Annotated in this window: 15 protein-coding genes; 2 read left to right on the forward strand and 13 right to left on the reverse strand. The window is 53.2% G+C overall.

Translation table 11 applies throughout. The features are described from left to right. Window positions 1–4: 4 nt before the first annotated feature. From tatD to udp, 9 genes are all read right to left on the reverse strand, one after another. Window positions 5–787 (reverse strand): 3'-5' ssDNA/RNA exonuclease TatD, encoded by a 783-nt coding sequence (gene tatD, locus G4551_RS23150; protein WP_003841237.1) that lies wholly within the window; start codon window positions 785–787, stop codon window positions 5–7. A gap of 41 nt (window positions 788–828) precedes the next feature. Next, window positions 829–1,620, reverse strand: a complete 792-nt coding sequence (gene tatC / locus G4551_RS23155; protein ID WP_003017884.1) for a Sec-independent protein translocase subunit TatC — start codon at window positions 1,618–1,620, stop codon at window positions 829–831. A gap of 2 nt (window positions 1,621–1,622) precedes the next feature. Continuing rightward, window positions 1,623–2,171 carry a Sec-independent protein translocase protein TatB gene (gene tatB / locus G4551_RS23160; protein WP_003841235.1) on the reverse strand — a complete coding sequence of 183 codons (549 nt, stop codon included), beginning with the start codon at window positions 2,169–2,171 and terminating at the stop codon, window positions 1,623–1,625. Window positions 2,172–2,174: 3 nt separating this feature from the next. Next, on the reverse strand, window positions 2,175–2,429 hold the full coding sequence (gene tatA, locus G4551_RS23165) for a Sec-independent protein translocase subunit TatA (RefSeq protein ID WP_003017888.1): 255 nt from the start codon (window positions 2,427–2,429) through the stop codon (window positions 2,175–2,177). Between the two features lie 78 nt (window positions 2,430–2,507). Then, window positions 2,508–4,148, reverse strand: coding sequence for a ubiquinone biosynthesis regulatory protein kinase UbiB (ubiB, locus tag G4551_RS23170; protein WP_003841233.1), 1,641 nt, complete (start codon window positions 4,146–4,148; stop codon window positions 2,508–2,510). Further along, a complete protein-coding gene (ubiJ, locus tag G4551_RS23175; protein ID WP_003017894.1) occupies window positions 4,145–4,750 on the reverse strand; it encodes a ubiquinone biosynthesis protein UbiJ in 606 nt (201 codons plus the stop codon). The genes ubiB and ubiJ overlap by 4 nt, the downstream gene beginning before the upstream one ends. 13 nt (window positions 4,751–4,763) lie before the next feature. Then, window positions 4,764–5,519: a bifunctional demethylmenaquinone methyltransferase/2-methoxy-6-polyprenyl-1,4-benzoquinol methylase UbiE gene (gene ubiE, locus G4551_RS23180; protein WP_003017897.1), complete on the reverse strand. Its 756-nt coding sequence runs from the start codon at window positions 5,517–5,519 to the stop codon at window positions 4,764–4,766. 94 nt (window positions 5,520–5,613) lie between these two features. After that, window positions 5,614–7,044, reverse strand: a complete 1,431-nt coding sequence (rmuC, locus tag G4551_RS23185; protein WP_003841232.1) for a DNA recombination protein RmuC — start codon at window positions 7,042–7,044, stop codon at window positions 5,614–5,616. A gap of 140 nt (window positions 7,045–7,184) precedes the next feature. Further along, window positions 7,185–7,946, reverse strand: coding sequence for a uridine phosphorylase (gene udp / locus G4551_RS23190; protein ID WP_003017903.1), 762 nt, complete (start codon window positions 7,944–7,946; stop codon window positions 7,185–7,187). Window positions 7,947–8,211: 265 nt separating this feature from the next. Between udp and G4551_RS23195 the strand changes: the two genes are divergently transcribed. Then, window positions 8,212–9,018 (forward strand): dienelactone hydrolase family protein, encoded by an 807-nt coding sequence (locus tag G4551_RS23195; protein ID WP_032938484.1) that lies wholly within the window; start codon window positions 8,212–8,214, stop codon window positions 9,016–9,018. Between the two features lie 54 nt (window positions 9,019–9,072). On the opposite strand, the gene metE is transcribed toward G4551_RS23195, so the two are convergent. Continuing rightward, the gene (metE, locus tag G4551_RS23200) at window positions 9,073–11,334 is read right to left on the reverse strand and encodes a 5-methyltetrahydropteroyltriglutamate--homocysteine S-methyltransferase (protein ID WP_003841226.1); all 2,262 of its coding nucleotides are present in this window, start codon (window positions 11,332–11,334) and stop codon (window positions 9,073–9,075) included. 235 nt (window positions 11,335–11,569) lie between these two features. Between metE and metR the strand changes: the two genes are divergently transcribed. Beyond that, window positions 11,570–12,523, forward strand: a complete 954-nt coding sequence (gene metR / locus G4551_RS23205) for an HTH-type transcriptional regulator MetR (protein ID WP_003841224.1) — start codon at window positions 11,570–11,572, stop codon at window positions 12,521–12,523. Here the strand turns inward: metR and G4551_RS23210 are convergent. From G4551_RS23210 to pldB, 3 genes are all read right to left on the reverse strand, one after another. After that, window positions 12,411–13,310, reverse strand: a complete 900-nt coding sequence (locus G4551_RS23210) for a carboxylate/amino acid/amine transporter (RefSeq protein WP_003841223.1) — start codon at window positions 13,308–13,310, stop codon at window positions 12,411–12,413. The two genes, metR and G4551_RS23210, sit on opposite strands and share 113 nt — an antisense overlap. 75 nt (window positions 13,311–13,385) lie before the next feature. Next, window positions 13,386–14,186 (reverse strand): sugar/pyridoxal phosphate phosphatase YigL, encoded by an 801-nt coding sequence (gene yigL / locus G4551_RS23215; protein ID WP_003017910.1) that lies wholly within the window; start codon window positions 14,184–14,186, stop codon window positions 13,386–13,388. A 15-nt stretch (window positions 14,187–14,201) separates the two neighbouring features. Beyond that, on the reverse strand, window positions 14,202–15,218 hold the full coding sequence (gene pldB, locus G4551_RS23220) for a lysophospholipase L2 (RefSeq protein WP_003017911.1): 1,017 nt from the start codon (window positions 15,216–15,218) through the stop codon (window positions 14,202–14,204). Window positions 15,219–15,255: the final 37 nt, after the last annotated feature.

Genomic DNA, 15,255 nt, shown 5'->3' on the forward strand with positions numbered 1-15,255 from the left:
CCGTTTAGAAGGTCACTTCGAACAGTGTTCGGACGTTAGCATCAATGGTTGCTGACAGCCATTGAGGATCTTCCCCGCGCCAGTGGGCAATACGCTCAAGAATATGTGGCAGGTGCGCCGGTTCATTGCGCCGTGACGTCGGTTTAGGCGTTAAGTCGCGAGGGAGCAGGTAAGGCGCATCGGTTTCAATCAGCAGCCTTTCCACCGGAATAAACGGCAGCAGTTCCCGCAGTTCCATCCCCCGGCGCTCATCACAGACCCAGCCGGTGATACCGATATAGAGTCCCCGGTCCACGCAGTCCTGCATCTCCTGTCGCGTTCCGGTAAAACAGTGCAGCACCGCGCCTGGGAGGCTATCCAGCCACGGCTCCAGCAACGTCAGAAAACGCTCATGGGCATCCCGACAATGCATGAAAATCGGCATCTGCAGTTCAGCAGCAATGCGCAACTGCGCCTCAAAAGCACGTTCCTGCTCCTGCGGCGTGGAGAAATTGCGATTGAAATCCAGACCGCACTCGCCAATAGCGACCACCTCAGACTGGTTTGCCAGCGCGATAATCTCGTCTTCCGTTGAGGATTGCCATTGGCTGCTGTCATGCGGGTGCACGCCAGCCGTGGACCAGCAATGCGGATAATGCTGTGCCAACTTTAGCGCCTGCTGGCTTTCGTGCAGGTTTGTTCCGGTCAGAAGCATACCGTTTACGCCCGCAGCAAAGGCGCGCGCCACAACATCATCCCTGTCTTTTGCAAATTGTGAACTGGTTAAATTAACGCCAATGTCAAACATGCTACCTCCCATATGACAACCGCCCTGACGGGCGGTTGAATTTACTCTTCTGTTTTCTCGGTGGCTTCGGCTTCTTTTGCTTCTTCAGCCTCGTTGTCCTCATCTCGCGTACGTCGCTTGCCGACATAGAAACGAGAGAAGAAAACGCCCACTTCAAACAGGCAGTACATCGGTATCGCCAACAACGTTTGCGAGAAGACATCTGGCGGGGTCAGTAACATCCCGACGACAAATGCCCCTACCACAACGTAAGGACGCTTCTTGCGTAAATCGTCTGGCGTCGTAATGCCCATCCAGCATAGCAGCACAATGGCGACAGGGACCTCAAAAGAGACCCCGAAAGCCATAAACAGAGCCATGACGAAACTGAGATAGCTGGCAATGTCCGTTGATACCTGTACGCCTTGCGGAGCCGTGTTGGCCAGAAAACCAAACGCCAACGGGAAGACAACAAAATAGGCGAATGCCATGCCGATGTAGAACAGCAACGAACTGGAGACCAGCAGCGGCACAACCAGGCGACGTTCATGTTTGTACAAAGCAGGCGCAATGAATGCCCATACCTGGTAGAGGATCACTGGCGCTGACAGGATCAGCGACACCATGAAGGTCAACTTGATTGGCGTAAAGAACGGCGAAGCCACATCGGTGGCGATCATCGTTGCACCCTGCGGCATCTGTTTAATCAGCGGTGCCGCAACCATATGGTAAATGTCGTTGGCAAAATAAACCAACGCCAGAAAGATCACGATTACCGCAATAATGCAGTTCAGGAGTCGCTTACGCAGCTCAATAAGATGCGTGATGAGCGGTTGGGTATCTTCTACAGACATGTTTACGGTTTATCACTCGACGAGGGTGAGGATTCGACAACAGGTGCGGCAGCTTTCTTTTCTGCATCCATCAACGTAGCGGAAGTGTTTTCCGTCGGCTCTGGCGTTTTAGCACCCGTGGATTCCGGTTTTTGCTCCGGCGAACTGGCCTGATTTTCAGCGGCGGCAGGGGTGACCCCTTCTCGCTGCGCTTCACCTTCTTTCACCACCGGATTATGGATAGTGTGCGCTTCATCGCTCGCTTTCTCAGGATCGTGCACGCTGTAAGAACGCTTCATCGATTCCGCCGCTTCACGCAGCTCATCCATTGACGCTTTCAGCTCCGGGGTTAGATTTGTCAGGCTCGCTTTCTCTACTTTCTTCAGGCTGTCCTGAAACTCCTGAAGCTTAAGCTCCTGGGTCAGTTCATTCTGAACAGTAGTTGCAAGGGAACGCAAAGCGCGAACCCAGCCAGCAACCGTTTTTACCGCTACGGGTAATCGTTGCGGCCCCAGAACAATGAGGCCGATCACGAACACCAATAACAGTTCGCTAAAACCGATATCAAACACGGATTATACCTGCTCTTTATCTTGGCTTTTGGCGTCTTCCTTTTTCACTTCGCCCTGCTTATCGGTGATGGATTTAGCTGTAAAATCAGCGTCCTGGCTGGTTTTATCTTGCTTAGGCTCATCATCACCCATCGCTTTTTTGAAGCCTTTAATCGATGCGCCAAGATCGGAACCGATGGAGCCGAGTTTCTTGGTGCCAAATAGCAGTACAACGATGACGGCAATGATCAACAACTGCCAAATACTGATACCACCCATACATGTTCCTCTGTCATAGATGATGAATTAATAAGGCCGTAGTATACGTTACACGGCCTGCCTTGGGCGATGAAAAATTCAGCGCATTTTGCGCCAGCCGATTAACCAGGCTAAGACACCGCCTGCCATCAACCAGCCCGGCATAAGCCCCCACTCAGGGCGGCTTACCAGCAGGAATGTTCCACTTAGCAACAATGTTGCGCCAATGCCCAATAAATAACGGGATTGTCCCTGGCGTACATGATTCGCGTGAAGCTCGCGGGCAATCTTATCAACACTGTGCTGTAAATATTTGCCCTGGCGCAAACTGTCATACACCAGTTCAGGTATTTCTGGCATTTTTTCGACCCAGAACGGTGCTTTTTCTTTAAATGCCCTAACGAGCGCCGGAATACCAACCTGATCTTTAATCCAGGATTCGAGGAATGGCTTAGCCGTTTTCCACAAATCTAATTGCGGGTAGAGCTGTCGTCCGACACCCTCAACGTACAGCAGCGTCTTCTGTAGCAATACCAGTTGAGGCTGGACTTCCATATTGAAGCGGCGCGCAGTGTTGAACAAATTCAACAGCACATGACCAAAGGAAATCTCCGCCAGCGGTTTTTCAAAAATCGGCTCGCACACGGTACGAATAGCAAATTCAAACTCTTCTACGTTGGTATCCGGTGGAACCCAACCAGAATCCACGTGCAGTTCAGCAACTTTGCGGTAATCGCGGTTAAAGAACGCAATGAAGTTTTCAGCCAGGTAACGCTTATCTTCTTTGTTTAAAGAGCCCACAATCCCACAATCAATACCAATGTATTTCGGGTTTTCAGGGTGCTCGTAACTGACAAAAATGTTCCCGGGATGCATATCCGCATGGAAAAAGCTGTCGCGGAATACCTGAGTAAAGAAGACCTGAACACCACGCTCAGCCAGCAACTTCATATTGGTGCCGTTCTTCTCAAGCGTGGTGACATCTGAAACCGGGATACCGTAAATGCGCTCCATCACCATCATGTTCTGACTGCAATAGTCGGAATACACTTCCGGGATGTACAGCATCGGGCTATCTTCAAAATTACGTCGTAGCTGAATGGCGTTCGCCGATTCGCGCAGCAGATTTAGCTCATCAATCAACGTTTTTTCATATTCACGGACGACTTCTGTTGGTCGCAGGCGACGCCCATCTGGCAGCAGACGAGGAACCCAACGAGCCAGGCGGTAGATCAGTTTTAAATCCGCTTTGATGACCGGCAGTATGTCCGGGCGAATAACTTTGATCACCACCTCTTTGCCATTCGATTTCAATCGCGCAGTGTGAACCTGAGCAACAGACGCAGATGCCAGCGGCGTGATTTCAAAATCATCAAACCATTCCTCGACGGGCAGCCCGCCCATGGCCTCTTCGATTTGTTTTTTCGCTCTAAGCCCATCAAACGGGGCAACACGATCCTGCAATAGCGCAAGCTGATCGGCGATGTGCGGAGGGAAAAGGTCACGACGGGTGGAGAGCATCTGCCCAAACTTGATCCACACCGGGCCGAGTTCCTGTAAAGCCAGTCTCAGCCTTTCTCCCAGCGGTTTGTCTTTATGTCGGTTGGGCATCCAGAACAACGAGTATCGCCACAACCTAAGCGGCAGCGTGATTCGCATTTTGGGGATGAGTTCATCAAGACCGTAGCTTAAAAAAGTGCGAATGATGAAATAAAGGCGCCGTACTTCACCTGGCGTCATTTGGCCTCCAGTTTTTCCAGCCGTTTGGCCAGAGATTCAACCGCGCGCTCAACGGCTGCCGTTTCTTCAGCAAACCATGCAACCTCTAGTGGGCCAGGAGCCATGCGCCACTCTTCGGTGATCGCTTCGGCGACATAGCGCTGCTGGCGCTGAAAGTTATGGCACAGGAACTTCGCTCCACCACGCAAGACTTTGCTGACCCCTTCCGCGACGATATCGCCGGTATAGGGTGCTAACAGTTCTGCAGGATCCAACTCGGCCAGATCGGCCAGCGCAACAAAGTTCTGTACTACCTGGATATCACCCTGGACTTCCAGTTCACCGCTGCGGATAAGCGTGGTGAGTTGCTGTCTGTCACGCAATTTCGGTAACACACTGGCATATGTGATTACGGTGCAATCGGCTTCGCCTTCCCACGCCCCCAGCACATCGACCTGGCGCTCACTAAACACCAGGACTAACGATGTTGAAAATCCTTTGAGATCAACACGTAGCACTTTGCCCTGTAAACGCGTTCTGGCTGACTTGAGCGCAGGAGAGCGGTACAGAAAGGTGTTGAGCAGATTTTCAACGCCTGCGGTCACTAAGGGTTTTAAAGGCATCCCCACTCTCCTGTCAGAACTTGTAACCACGATGCAGCGCAACGACACCTGCTGTCAGGTTGTAGTAATCAACGCTTTCGAACCCGGCATCTTGCATCATTGCTTTTAAGGTGTCCTGATCGGGATGCATGCGGATGGATTCCGCCAGATAGCGATAGCTGTCCGCATCGCTTGCTACCATTGAACCTATACGCGGCAGAACATGGAAAGAGTACGCGTCGTAGGCTTTGCTCAACGGTTCGATAATCGGCTTGGAGAATTCCAGCACCAGTAGACGTCCGCCCGGCTTCAATACGCGGTACATGGAGCGTAATGCTTTGTCTTTATCCGTAACGTTGCGCAGACCGAAAGAGATGGTGATGCAGTCAAACGTGTTGTCAGGGAAAGGTAGTGCTTCCGCATTCGCCTGAACGTACTCAACGTTACCCACCACACCAATATTGCGCAGCTTTTCGCGACCCATTTTGAGCATTGAGTCATTGATATCCGCCAGCACAACTTTGCCGGTTTCGCCTACCATGCGAGAGAATTTCGCCGTCAGATCGCCGGTACCGCCTGCTAAATCGAGAACGGTTTGCCCGCGACGCACGCCACTGCAGTCAATGGTGAAGCGCTTCCACAAACGATGAATGCCAAATGACATTAAGTCATTCATAACGTCATATTTAGAGGCCACAGAATGAAAAACGTGGGCCACCATGTCAGCTTTCTGCTCTTTAGCGACGGTCTGAAAGCCAAAGTGCGTCGTTTCTTGTGAATTATCCACCATCTCAGTGCCTGCTCATCCAAAAAATGTTCGAGAAGTGTAACAGATTGGGCCAATTTGCCCTACCCTTCTGCCGGGTTCAACTACCCCAAATGGACTAGTTTGATTGCTGATTTACCGCTTCACCATCGGGGCAAGATGCATCTTGTTGCGTCTCAGGGACCGAGCGCAAGCGGTATTCTTCATCCTGCGTAGTGGCTTGCTCAGCCAGCTCAGGATTAATCTCGCGCTTAATTTCTACACCTAAACTGCGAAACGCTTCTGCCTGCGACAGGACGTTTCCACGACCGGAAGAGAGTTTTTTCATCGCCTGTCGGTAATTATCCTGGGCTTTGTCCAGGCTTTGACCTATTGCCGACATATCATCCACAAACAACCGCATCTTGTCATAAAGTTTGCTGGCCCGATCGGCAATTTGTTGCGCATTACGACTCTGATGCTCGTAGCGCCACAGGTTGGCAATCGTGCGCAATGCCACCAACAGCGTGGTAGGGCTCACCAGCATAATGTTATTTCTAAGCGCTTCGGTAATCAGTTCGGGCTGTCTGTCGAGCGCCAGCAAAAAAGCGGGCTCAACGGGGATAAACATCAGAACATAGTCAAGCGTACGCAGCCCCGGAAGCTGCTGATAGTCTTTGCGGCCCAGCAGACGAATGTGGTTGCGCACCGAGGCGATGTGCTCCTGCAACGCGCTCTCGCGGGTGAATTCATCTTCAGCGTTAAAATAGCGTTCATAGGCGACCAGCGTCATTTTCGCATCAATCACCACATCTTTGCCCTGCGGTAATCGGACAATAACATCTGGCTGCATCCGCGAACGGGCGTCGTTTTCGATGCTGACCTGGGTTTCGTATTCATAGCCTTCGCGCAGACCGGAAGCCTCAAGCACCCGCGTGAGTACGACCTCGCCCCAGTTACCCTGCGTTTTGTTATCGCCTTTTAATGCCCGCGTCAGGTTTACCGCTTCCTGTGCCATCTGCGCATTCAGTTGCTGGAGATTACGAATTTCGTGCGCCAGAGTATGACGTTCCTGTGCCTCTTTACCAAAGCTGTCCTGAATCTGGCGTCGAAATCCGTCCAATTGTTCGCGAAGCGGTGCCAGCAGGCTGTTCAGGCTTTGGCGATTTTGCTCATCTACGCGGCGATTGCTGTGCTCGAATATACGGTTCGCCAGATTTTCAAACTGCTCGCTCAGGCGCTGTTCGCTGTTGATCATCTGACGGATCTTATCTTCCGCATGCTGTTGCGTTGCTTCCAGCCGGGTAGTGACTTCACGGAGATCAGCTTCCAGAGAGGTGTTGATACTGTGCAGGCTGCGCAATTCGTTATTAAGCAGTTCGCACTCATCACGCCAGTGGGCTTCCTGTGAGAGTTGTTGCCGGGCGGCACTTAGCGCGATATCCAGTTCACGTCGTTCTTCGATGAGATCGGCACGGATTCTGTCGGCGTGCGCTTTTGTTGCCAGCCACCCAACCAGCAGCCCTGCGGCTAACGCCAACACGGCACTCATCATAATTGAAATATCCACAACGCCCCCTTACAGCAACGACTTACCCGCACAAAATAGAATTGTGCTGTATAAACGTCCAGTTTAAAAGGAATTTCCTGCGAGGTACTACGCAAAATAAAAAGGCCGAACGCGTCGGCCTTTTTGAATAGACGGGAGAATTACAGTAAACGACGCGCAGCTTCCACCACGATTTTTACCGCATGGCTTTCTGTTTGTTTCATCGTTTCCGCATTAGGGATCTCTTGCTGAGTACGGTTCACGATAACACCCGCGACCATACCGGCACGCAGACCCTGGCTTGCGCACATGGTCAGCAGCGTGGCAGATTCCATTTCGTAGTTCATAACGCCCATAGACTGCCACTCTTCCATCGAGCCTTTGAAACGGCTCACGACGCGACCAGAGAAGGTGTCGTAACGTTCCTGGCCCGGGTAGAAGGTGTCAGAAGATGCGGTAACGCCCACGTGGGTAGTGGCGCCGATAGATTTCGCCGCTTCCACCAGCGCGGTGGTGCACTCGAAGTCCGCAACGGCCGGGAACTCCATTGGCGCGAAGTGCAGGCTTGCGCCGTCCAGACGGACAGACGCCGTGGTGACCAGGACATCACCTACATTGATATGCGGCTGGATAGCGCCAGTCGTACCGATACGCAGGAAGGTACGAATGCCCAGTTGTGCCAGTTCTTCAACGGCAATAGAGGTTGACGGGCCGCCGATACCGGTAGAGCAAACGATCACGGCTTTACCATCCAGCTCAGCACGCCAGGTAGTGAACTCGCGATGAGATGCCAGCTTAACCGGCTTATCCATCAGCGCGGCGATCTTTTCCACACGCTCCGGGTCGCCAGGGACGATAGCAAGCGTAGCCCCTTGTAAGTCGCTCTTAGTGAGGCCGAGATGAAAAACATCAGACTTAGACATAAAAACTCCTCTGTGAATCGGTTTTGTCAGAAGAAGCAAAAACACACTTTACCGAAGGCATGAACATATTTTCGTGACAGTCATCACTATGATGTAAATCAATTGCATTCAATTACCATTAAAAAGTGATGCGTATCACATAAATGATGCGATGTAAGGAAGCCCTGCACAAAAGATAGCCCGTTTAAGGCAATGTGGTTCGTTGCATGTGTCTATAGTTAACAATGCGCTTTTTGGCTGAATATTTAAGGGTACGGAGAATACCATGACAACACGACAATCTGGCTTTGCACCTGCTGTATCTCCACCGACGTCTACCACGGTTCACACTCCGGATAACGAAATTATCGCCGGTGTAACGTCCATACCTTCACAAGGCGATGATATGCCAGCGTATCACGCACGACCAAAACAAACCGATGGACTGCTTCCCGTGGTCATTGTCGTGCAGGAGATTTTTGGTATTCATGAGCACATTCGTGACGTTTGCCGCCGTCTGGCTCTGGAAGGGTATCTGGCTATCGCACCAGAACTCTATTTTCGCGAAGGCGATCCCAATGACTTTGCCGATATCCCCACGTTGCTCAGCGGCCTTGTCGCCAAAGTGCCTGACTCTCAGGTACTGGCCGATCTGGACCACGTCGCCAGTTGGGCCTCCCGCAACGGGGGAGATGCGCACCAACTGATGATCACCGGATTTTGCTGGGGTGGACGCATCACCTGGCTGTATGCCGCACATAATCCGCAGTTAAAAGCGGCGGTGGCGTGGTATGGCAAACTGGTGGGTGATAAAACCCTCAACTCGCCGAAACATCCCGTTGATATCGCAACCGATCTTAACGCCCCCGTTTTGGGACTTTATGGCGCCCAGGATACCAGCATTCCGCAAGATACCGTTGAAACAATGCGTCAGGCGCTACGCGCCGCCAATGCGAAAGCGGAAATCGTGGTCTATCCCGATGCCGGACATGCCTTCAACGCCGATTATCGCCCGAGCTATCACGAAGAGTCCGCGAAAGACGGCTGGCAGAGAATGCTGGAGTGGTTCGCGCAATACGGTGGGAAGAAATAATTCCCGCCAGGCAAACCAATAAACAAAACGGAGGCATCAGCCTCCGTTTTGTTTTTACGCCTGACGCAGATTCTGCGCCGCTTTAACCATGTTTGCCAGCGCAGCACGGGTTTCCGGCCAGCCGCGCGTTTTCAGGCCGCAGTCCGGGTTCACCCACAGACGCTCAGCCGGAATACGCTGCTCGGCTTTCTTCAGCAGAGCTTCAATCCACTCCACGCTCGGGACGTTCGGCGAGTGAATGTCGTAGACGCCCGGCCCGATTTCGTTCGGATAGTCGAACTCTTCGAACGACTCCAGCAGCTCCATATCAGAACGTGAAGTCTCAATAGTGATCACGTCCGCGTCCAGCGCCGCAATGGAGTCCATGATGTCGTTGAACTCGCAGTAACACATGTGGGTGTGGATCTGGGTTTCATCCTTCGCCACTGCCGCGTTAATGCGAAAGGCTTCCACGCCCCACTCCAGATACGCCGCCCAGTCGCTGCGACGCAGCGGTAAACCTTCACGCAGTGCCGGCTCATCAATCTGGATAATGCCGATCCCCGCTGCTTCCAGATCCGCAACTTCATCACGCAACGCCAGCGCAATCTGCTTCGCGATGGTTTCACGCGTCACGTCTTCACGCGGGAATGACCAGCAAAGAATGGTCACCGGACCGGTCAGCATACCTTTTACCGGTTTGTCGGTCAGTGACTGGGCATACTTCGCCCACTCCACGGTGATCGCTTCCGGGCGGCTGACGTCGCCAATGACTACCGGTGGCTTCACGCAACGGGAGCCATAGCTCTGCACCCAACCGTTCTGGGTAAAGACGAACCCGTCCAGATGCTCACCAAAGTATTCCACCATGTCGTTACGTTCGGCTTCACCGTGTACCAGCACGTCGAGCCCCAGACGCTCCTGTTCAGCGATCGCCTGTTTGATATGTTCCGCAATACCGGTGCGGTAGTTACCGGCATCCAGGTTGCCCTTTTTGAAGTCCAGACGCAGACCGCGAATTTCGGTGGTTTGCGGGAATGAGCCGATAGTCGTGGTCGGCCATGCCGGCAGATTAAAGCGGGCACGTTGCGCCTCGGCACGAACCGGATAAGCGTTGGCGCGCTGGCTGTCCTGGGCGGTGATTGCCGCCAGACGTTTTTCCACTGCAGCGTTGTGGACACGAGTAGAGTGACGACGAGCCTGAATCGGTGCGCTCCATTCGACAATTGCCGCCGTATCACCGCTGTTCAACGCATCACGCAGCAGCGCCAGCTCGCCGCATTTTTGCAGGGCGAAGGAAAACCAGCTCTTCACCTCTGCATCAAGGCGGGTTTCCACGCTGAGATCGATGGGGCTGTGCAGCAGGGAGCAGGAAGAAGCCACCCACAGGTCACGTTTCCCGACGATATCTTTAATTTGCGCGTATTTTTCGCTGAGATCGGCGCGCCAGACGTTGCGCCCGTTCACCAGGCCCGCTGACAGCAGCCAGTCGGCAGGCAGACGTTTGTGCAGCTCGGCGACATCATCTTTACCGTGCACGAAGTCGACGTGCAGTCCCTGCACCGGCAGCGCGGTAATGGTATCCAGGTTTGGCGTTACGCCTTCGAAGTAGGTGGTCAGTAGCAGCTTCACCTGGCCCCGCAAGGCACCATAAGCTGGTTTGAAGGCGTCCAGCCACGCTTGCGGTAATTCCAGCACCAGAGCAGGTTCGTCAATCTGCACCCACTCAATACCCCGTTTTGCCAGCTCCGCCAGCACCTGCTGGTAAACCGGCAGAATGTCGTTCAACAGACTCAGGCGGTCAAACTGTTCGCCCTTCACTTTCCCCAGCCACAGGTAAGTTACCGGCCCCAGCAGCACAGGTTTCACCTTATGCCCGAGCGCCAGCGCTTCGTCTACTTCATCCAGCAGTTGCGTCCAGGTCAGTTTGAACTGCTGGCCTTTGGTGAACTCCGGTACCATGTAGTGATAGTTGGTGTTAAACCATTTGGTCATTTCTGCCGCCGCCGCTGGCTCACCGGTCGGTGCGCGGCCACGGCCAATACGGAATAAGGTATCGATATCGACCGAGCCGTCTTTATTCTGATGACGAGCCGGAACGTTGCCGAGCAGCAGGCTGGTAGTCAGCACGTGATCGTACCAGGCAAAATCACCTACCGGCAGCAGGTCAACACCCGCCTGCTTCTGCTGATCCCAGTGGCGGGCACGCAGCTCGCGGCCAACGGCCAGCAATTCTTCACGGGAGGAATTTCCCGCCCAGTAGCTTTCTTGCGCTTTCTTCAACTCGCGACGCAGGCCAACGCGAGGGAAACCGAGGGTGTGATTCAATATTGTCATTTTTCTTCCTCTAATTATATGTAAATCCTATGGATTTTGAATTTAGGGAAGGCGGCAAGTTTACTCATCCCCAGGAGCTTACTGAAGTAAGTGACTGGGGTGGGGAAACGAAGCCAACGCACCATAAATTTAAAAGACGAAGGATTTTAGCCGTCCAGATGTTTACACATCCATAATTGGCGGTTACTGTATATTCCTCAAGCGCAATTTGTTCATGCCGAAGTGAAGGACTTTCATGATCGAGATTAAACACCTGAAAACGCTCCAGGCGTTGCGGAATAGCGGTTCGCTGGCAGCCGCCGCGGCGACGTTGCATCAGACCCAATCCGCTCTTTCTCACCAGTTCAGCGATCTGGAGCAGCGCCTTGGCTTTCGACTTTTTATCCGTAAAAGCCAGCCTCTGCGCTTTACGCCGCAGGGAGAAATCCTGCTGCAGTTAGCTAATCAGGTGTTGCCGCAAATTGGTCGTGCGCTGCAGGCTTGCAACGAACCGCAGCAAACCCGGCTGCGAATCGCAATTGAATGTCACAGTTGTATTCAATGGCTGACGCCCGCGCTGGAGAATTTTCGTGCCAACTGGCCACAGGTGGAGATGGACTTTAAATCCGGCGTGACGTTCGATCCGCAACCAGCGCTACAGCAGGATGAGCTGGATCTGGTATTAACCTCCGACATCCTGCCGCGCAGCGGATTGCACTACTCACCGATGTTTGATTTTGAAGTCCGCCTGGTACTGGCGCCTGACCATCCGTTGGCCAGCAAAACGCAAATCACGCCGGAAGATTTGGCCAGCGAGACGCTGCTCATTTACCCAGTGCAACGGAGTCGACTGGATGTATGGCGGCATTTCCTGCAGCCTGCGGGCGTGAGCCCGTCGCTGAAGAGCGTGGATAACACCCTGCTGCTGATTCAGATGGTTGCAGCCAGAATGGGTATCGCGGCGTTACCGCACTGGGTGGTGGAGAGTTTTGAACGCCAGGGTTTAGTAGTGACTAAAACCCTGGGTGATGGATTGTGGAGCCGACTGTACGCCGCCGTGCGTGATGGCGAGCAGCGACAGCCGGTCACAGAAGCGTTTATTCGCTCAGCGCGGAATCACGCCTGCGATCATCTGCCGTTTGTGCGGAGTGCGGAACGACCCACTTTCGATGTACCCACAGTGAGGCCACTATCACAGCCGCGCCAATGATGAAGCTTGGCCAGTGAGGCTGTTGATGCCAGATAGCCAGGTTGACCAACAGCCCGGCCGGCACATGCATATTGTTCATGATACCCAGTGTGCCCGCATCCACTTGGGTCGCACCGTAGTTCCACATAAAGTAACCAACGCCGGACGCTGCCACGCCAAGAAAGACCAGAATTCCCCACTGTAGCGTGGTTGCAGGCATTTTTTGCGCATTGCCCAGCATGAACCAGGCCACGACAGCCACCATAAAGGCCCCCATATAAAACCAGGCAAAGGCGTTGTGCTGCGGCATTGGCCGCGTTTCCATCAGACGTTTATAGCCCACCATACCGATGGCAAAACTAATGTTGGAAAGCTGCACCAGCAGCAGGCCAGTCCAGAAGTGGCTGGTTACCTGATCGTAACGAATAATCCCCGCGCCAATCACCGCCAGTAACGCACTGAAAGCGTAGCTCCAACGCAAACGGCGCCCGCTCATCAGGTCATAAATCAGCGTGATGTAGAGCGGCGTCAGCACGGTGAAAAGCAACAGCTCTGAAACCGTCAGATACAGGTAGGCGTGAAAACTCAGCATATACATAATGCCAAGCTGCATGGCCCCCACCAGCATATATAGCGCGATCGTTTTTACGCTGTGCCCACGGGTTCGTAAAAACGGCAGGAACACCAGCGCCGCGAGTCCAACGCGCACCAGCACCGCAAAATAGCTATCGACATGACCGGCAAGGTACTCGCCAAACAGGCTGAAGGAAAAGGCCCACAAAATAGTGGTAATGATGAGTAGCGCCACAATGGATGTCTCTTAGAACAGGGAACATCCATTGTAGCGGAGAGTTTAGTTGACAACTGGTCAACTAAAGAACAATCACTTTAAAAAGAGATCGCGCAGGTAGTGCGGTACGGCATCGTCGGCATTAAGACCAATGACTTCCAGTTCTGGGTGCAGATCCTTCAGGCGCTGGTGGGCGTTGCCCATGATGCAGCCTTTGCCCGCCATAGAGAGCATTTCCGCATCATTCATCCCATCGCCAAAAGCGATGCAGTCTTTCAGGCTGTAGCCCATCGCTTTCGCTACCGCTTCCAGCGCATGACCTTTCGACACGCCGCCCGCCATGACTTCCAGACAGGTAAGCGTAGAGAAGCTGACGTTGACGCGATCGCCCCAGCGGGCGTTAATCGCCTGCTCCAGCGGTAGCAGTCTTTCGTGAGAGTCGGTGGTGAAGAACACTTTGCTGACGCCTTCAGGCTCCAGTAATGCAGGTTCAAACAGGGAATAGTTAAACACTGCTTCTTTGAAGAATCGCATTTCGTCCGGACGATGGCGATTCATAAACCATTCATCATCGCGATAAACGTTGGTCACGATGTCCGGATTTGCATTCACTACGCCAAACAGGTCGCTGGCAATGTCGCGATCCAGGTTATGGGAAAAAACCAGATTCCCGTCAGAATCATGCACCCGCGCGCCGTTGGACGTGATCATGTAGGTTTTAATGCCGAGGTTATCGCGAATTTGCCCCACATCAACATGATGACGGCCAGTCGCAAACACGAAGTTAACGCCGCGAGCGGTCAATAACTTCAGCGTCTCTTTGGCATAGGGGGACAGAGTATGGTCGGGGGAAAGCAGCGTACCGTCTAAATCAGACGCAACAACCTGATACATAAGAAAATTAAACCTCTAGGCAAAGCGGGTTCCGCTGGATGAGTTATGTTTGTCGAAAAATTCGACAATAGCGTTAAGCGCGACTGAGCGCATGGCGTCCTTTTCAAAAAGGATCTCATGGTACGCGCCTTTGATGACAAGCGGCTGACCTCCTTCTACAGGATGGCCCGCTGCGGCGCGGAGTTCACAAAAACGATCGTGCATGCGGTTATCCACTACACGTTCTTCTTCAGCCTGAATCAGCAGCGTCGGCGTCGCATCATCCCCAGCGCCAGCCAAAACCTGTTCACCAGCCAGAATCCCTTCGCGTACCCAGTGATAGGTGGGACCACCAACGCGCAACCGCGGCTCATCAGCATAGAAGCGTAGATTGCGCCGATAGCGCTGTCGACTATGGGTTAACGCATTCATACCGAACGGCAGCGCCCGCCAGCGCCCGGTTCCCATCGCATAGCCTTCGCGGATCCGCGGATGCCCTTCAGCCCAGTCCAGAATGTGGCGCACCATCCAGTCGGGAAAGCGCATCACAATACCAAACATCGGTGCACAAAGCGCGATGGCATCACACTGATTCGGGTGGCGCTGCAGGAATAACGTGGCAATCGCCCCGCCCATTGAATGCGCCAGGATATAGCGTTTTCTCCACGGGCCGGGTAGCACCTCCTGCTGCCAGAAGGCGGTTAAATCGTCGACATAGTCATTAAAGTTATCGACATGACCGCGATGCGGATCCGAAAGCATTCGCCCGGAACGCCCCTGACCACGGTGATCGATAATGAGCACGTCAAAACCAGAATGAAACAGGTCATACGCCAGTTCAGCGTATTTCACATAGCTTTCAATGCGTCCAGGACAGACGACGATGACGCGATCGTTTTTTTCTGCATGAAAACGCACAAAATGTACGGGGATATCATCCACGCCCGTAAATTCCGCTTCTTCCCGCTGACGCCAGAAATCTGTCAGTGGCCCCATGGAAAAAGCAGCAAACGCGTTTTCTCTTGTTTCCCAGTCTTTTTGCTGCTGAAACATCGGGTATCCAGCCTCGCTGACCAAGTAAAATCGTTTT

Origin of the sequence: Citrobacter freundii ATCC 8090 = MTCC 1658 = NBRC 12681, assembly GCF_011064845.1 — a bacterium.
In the GTDB taxonomy this organism is placed as follows: Bacteria; Pseudomonadota; Gammaproteobacteria; order Enterobacterales; family Enterobacteriaceae; genus Citrobacter; species Citrobacter freundii.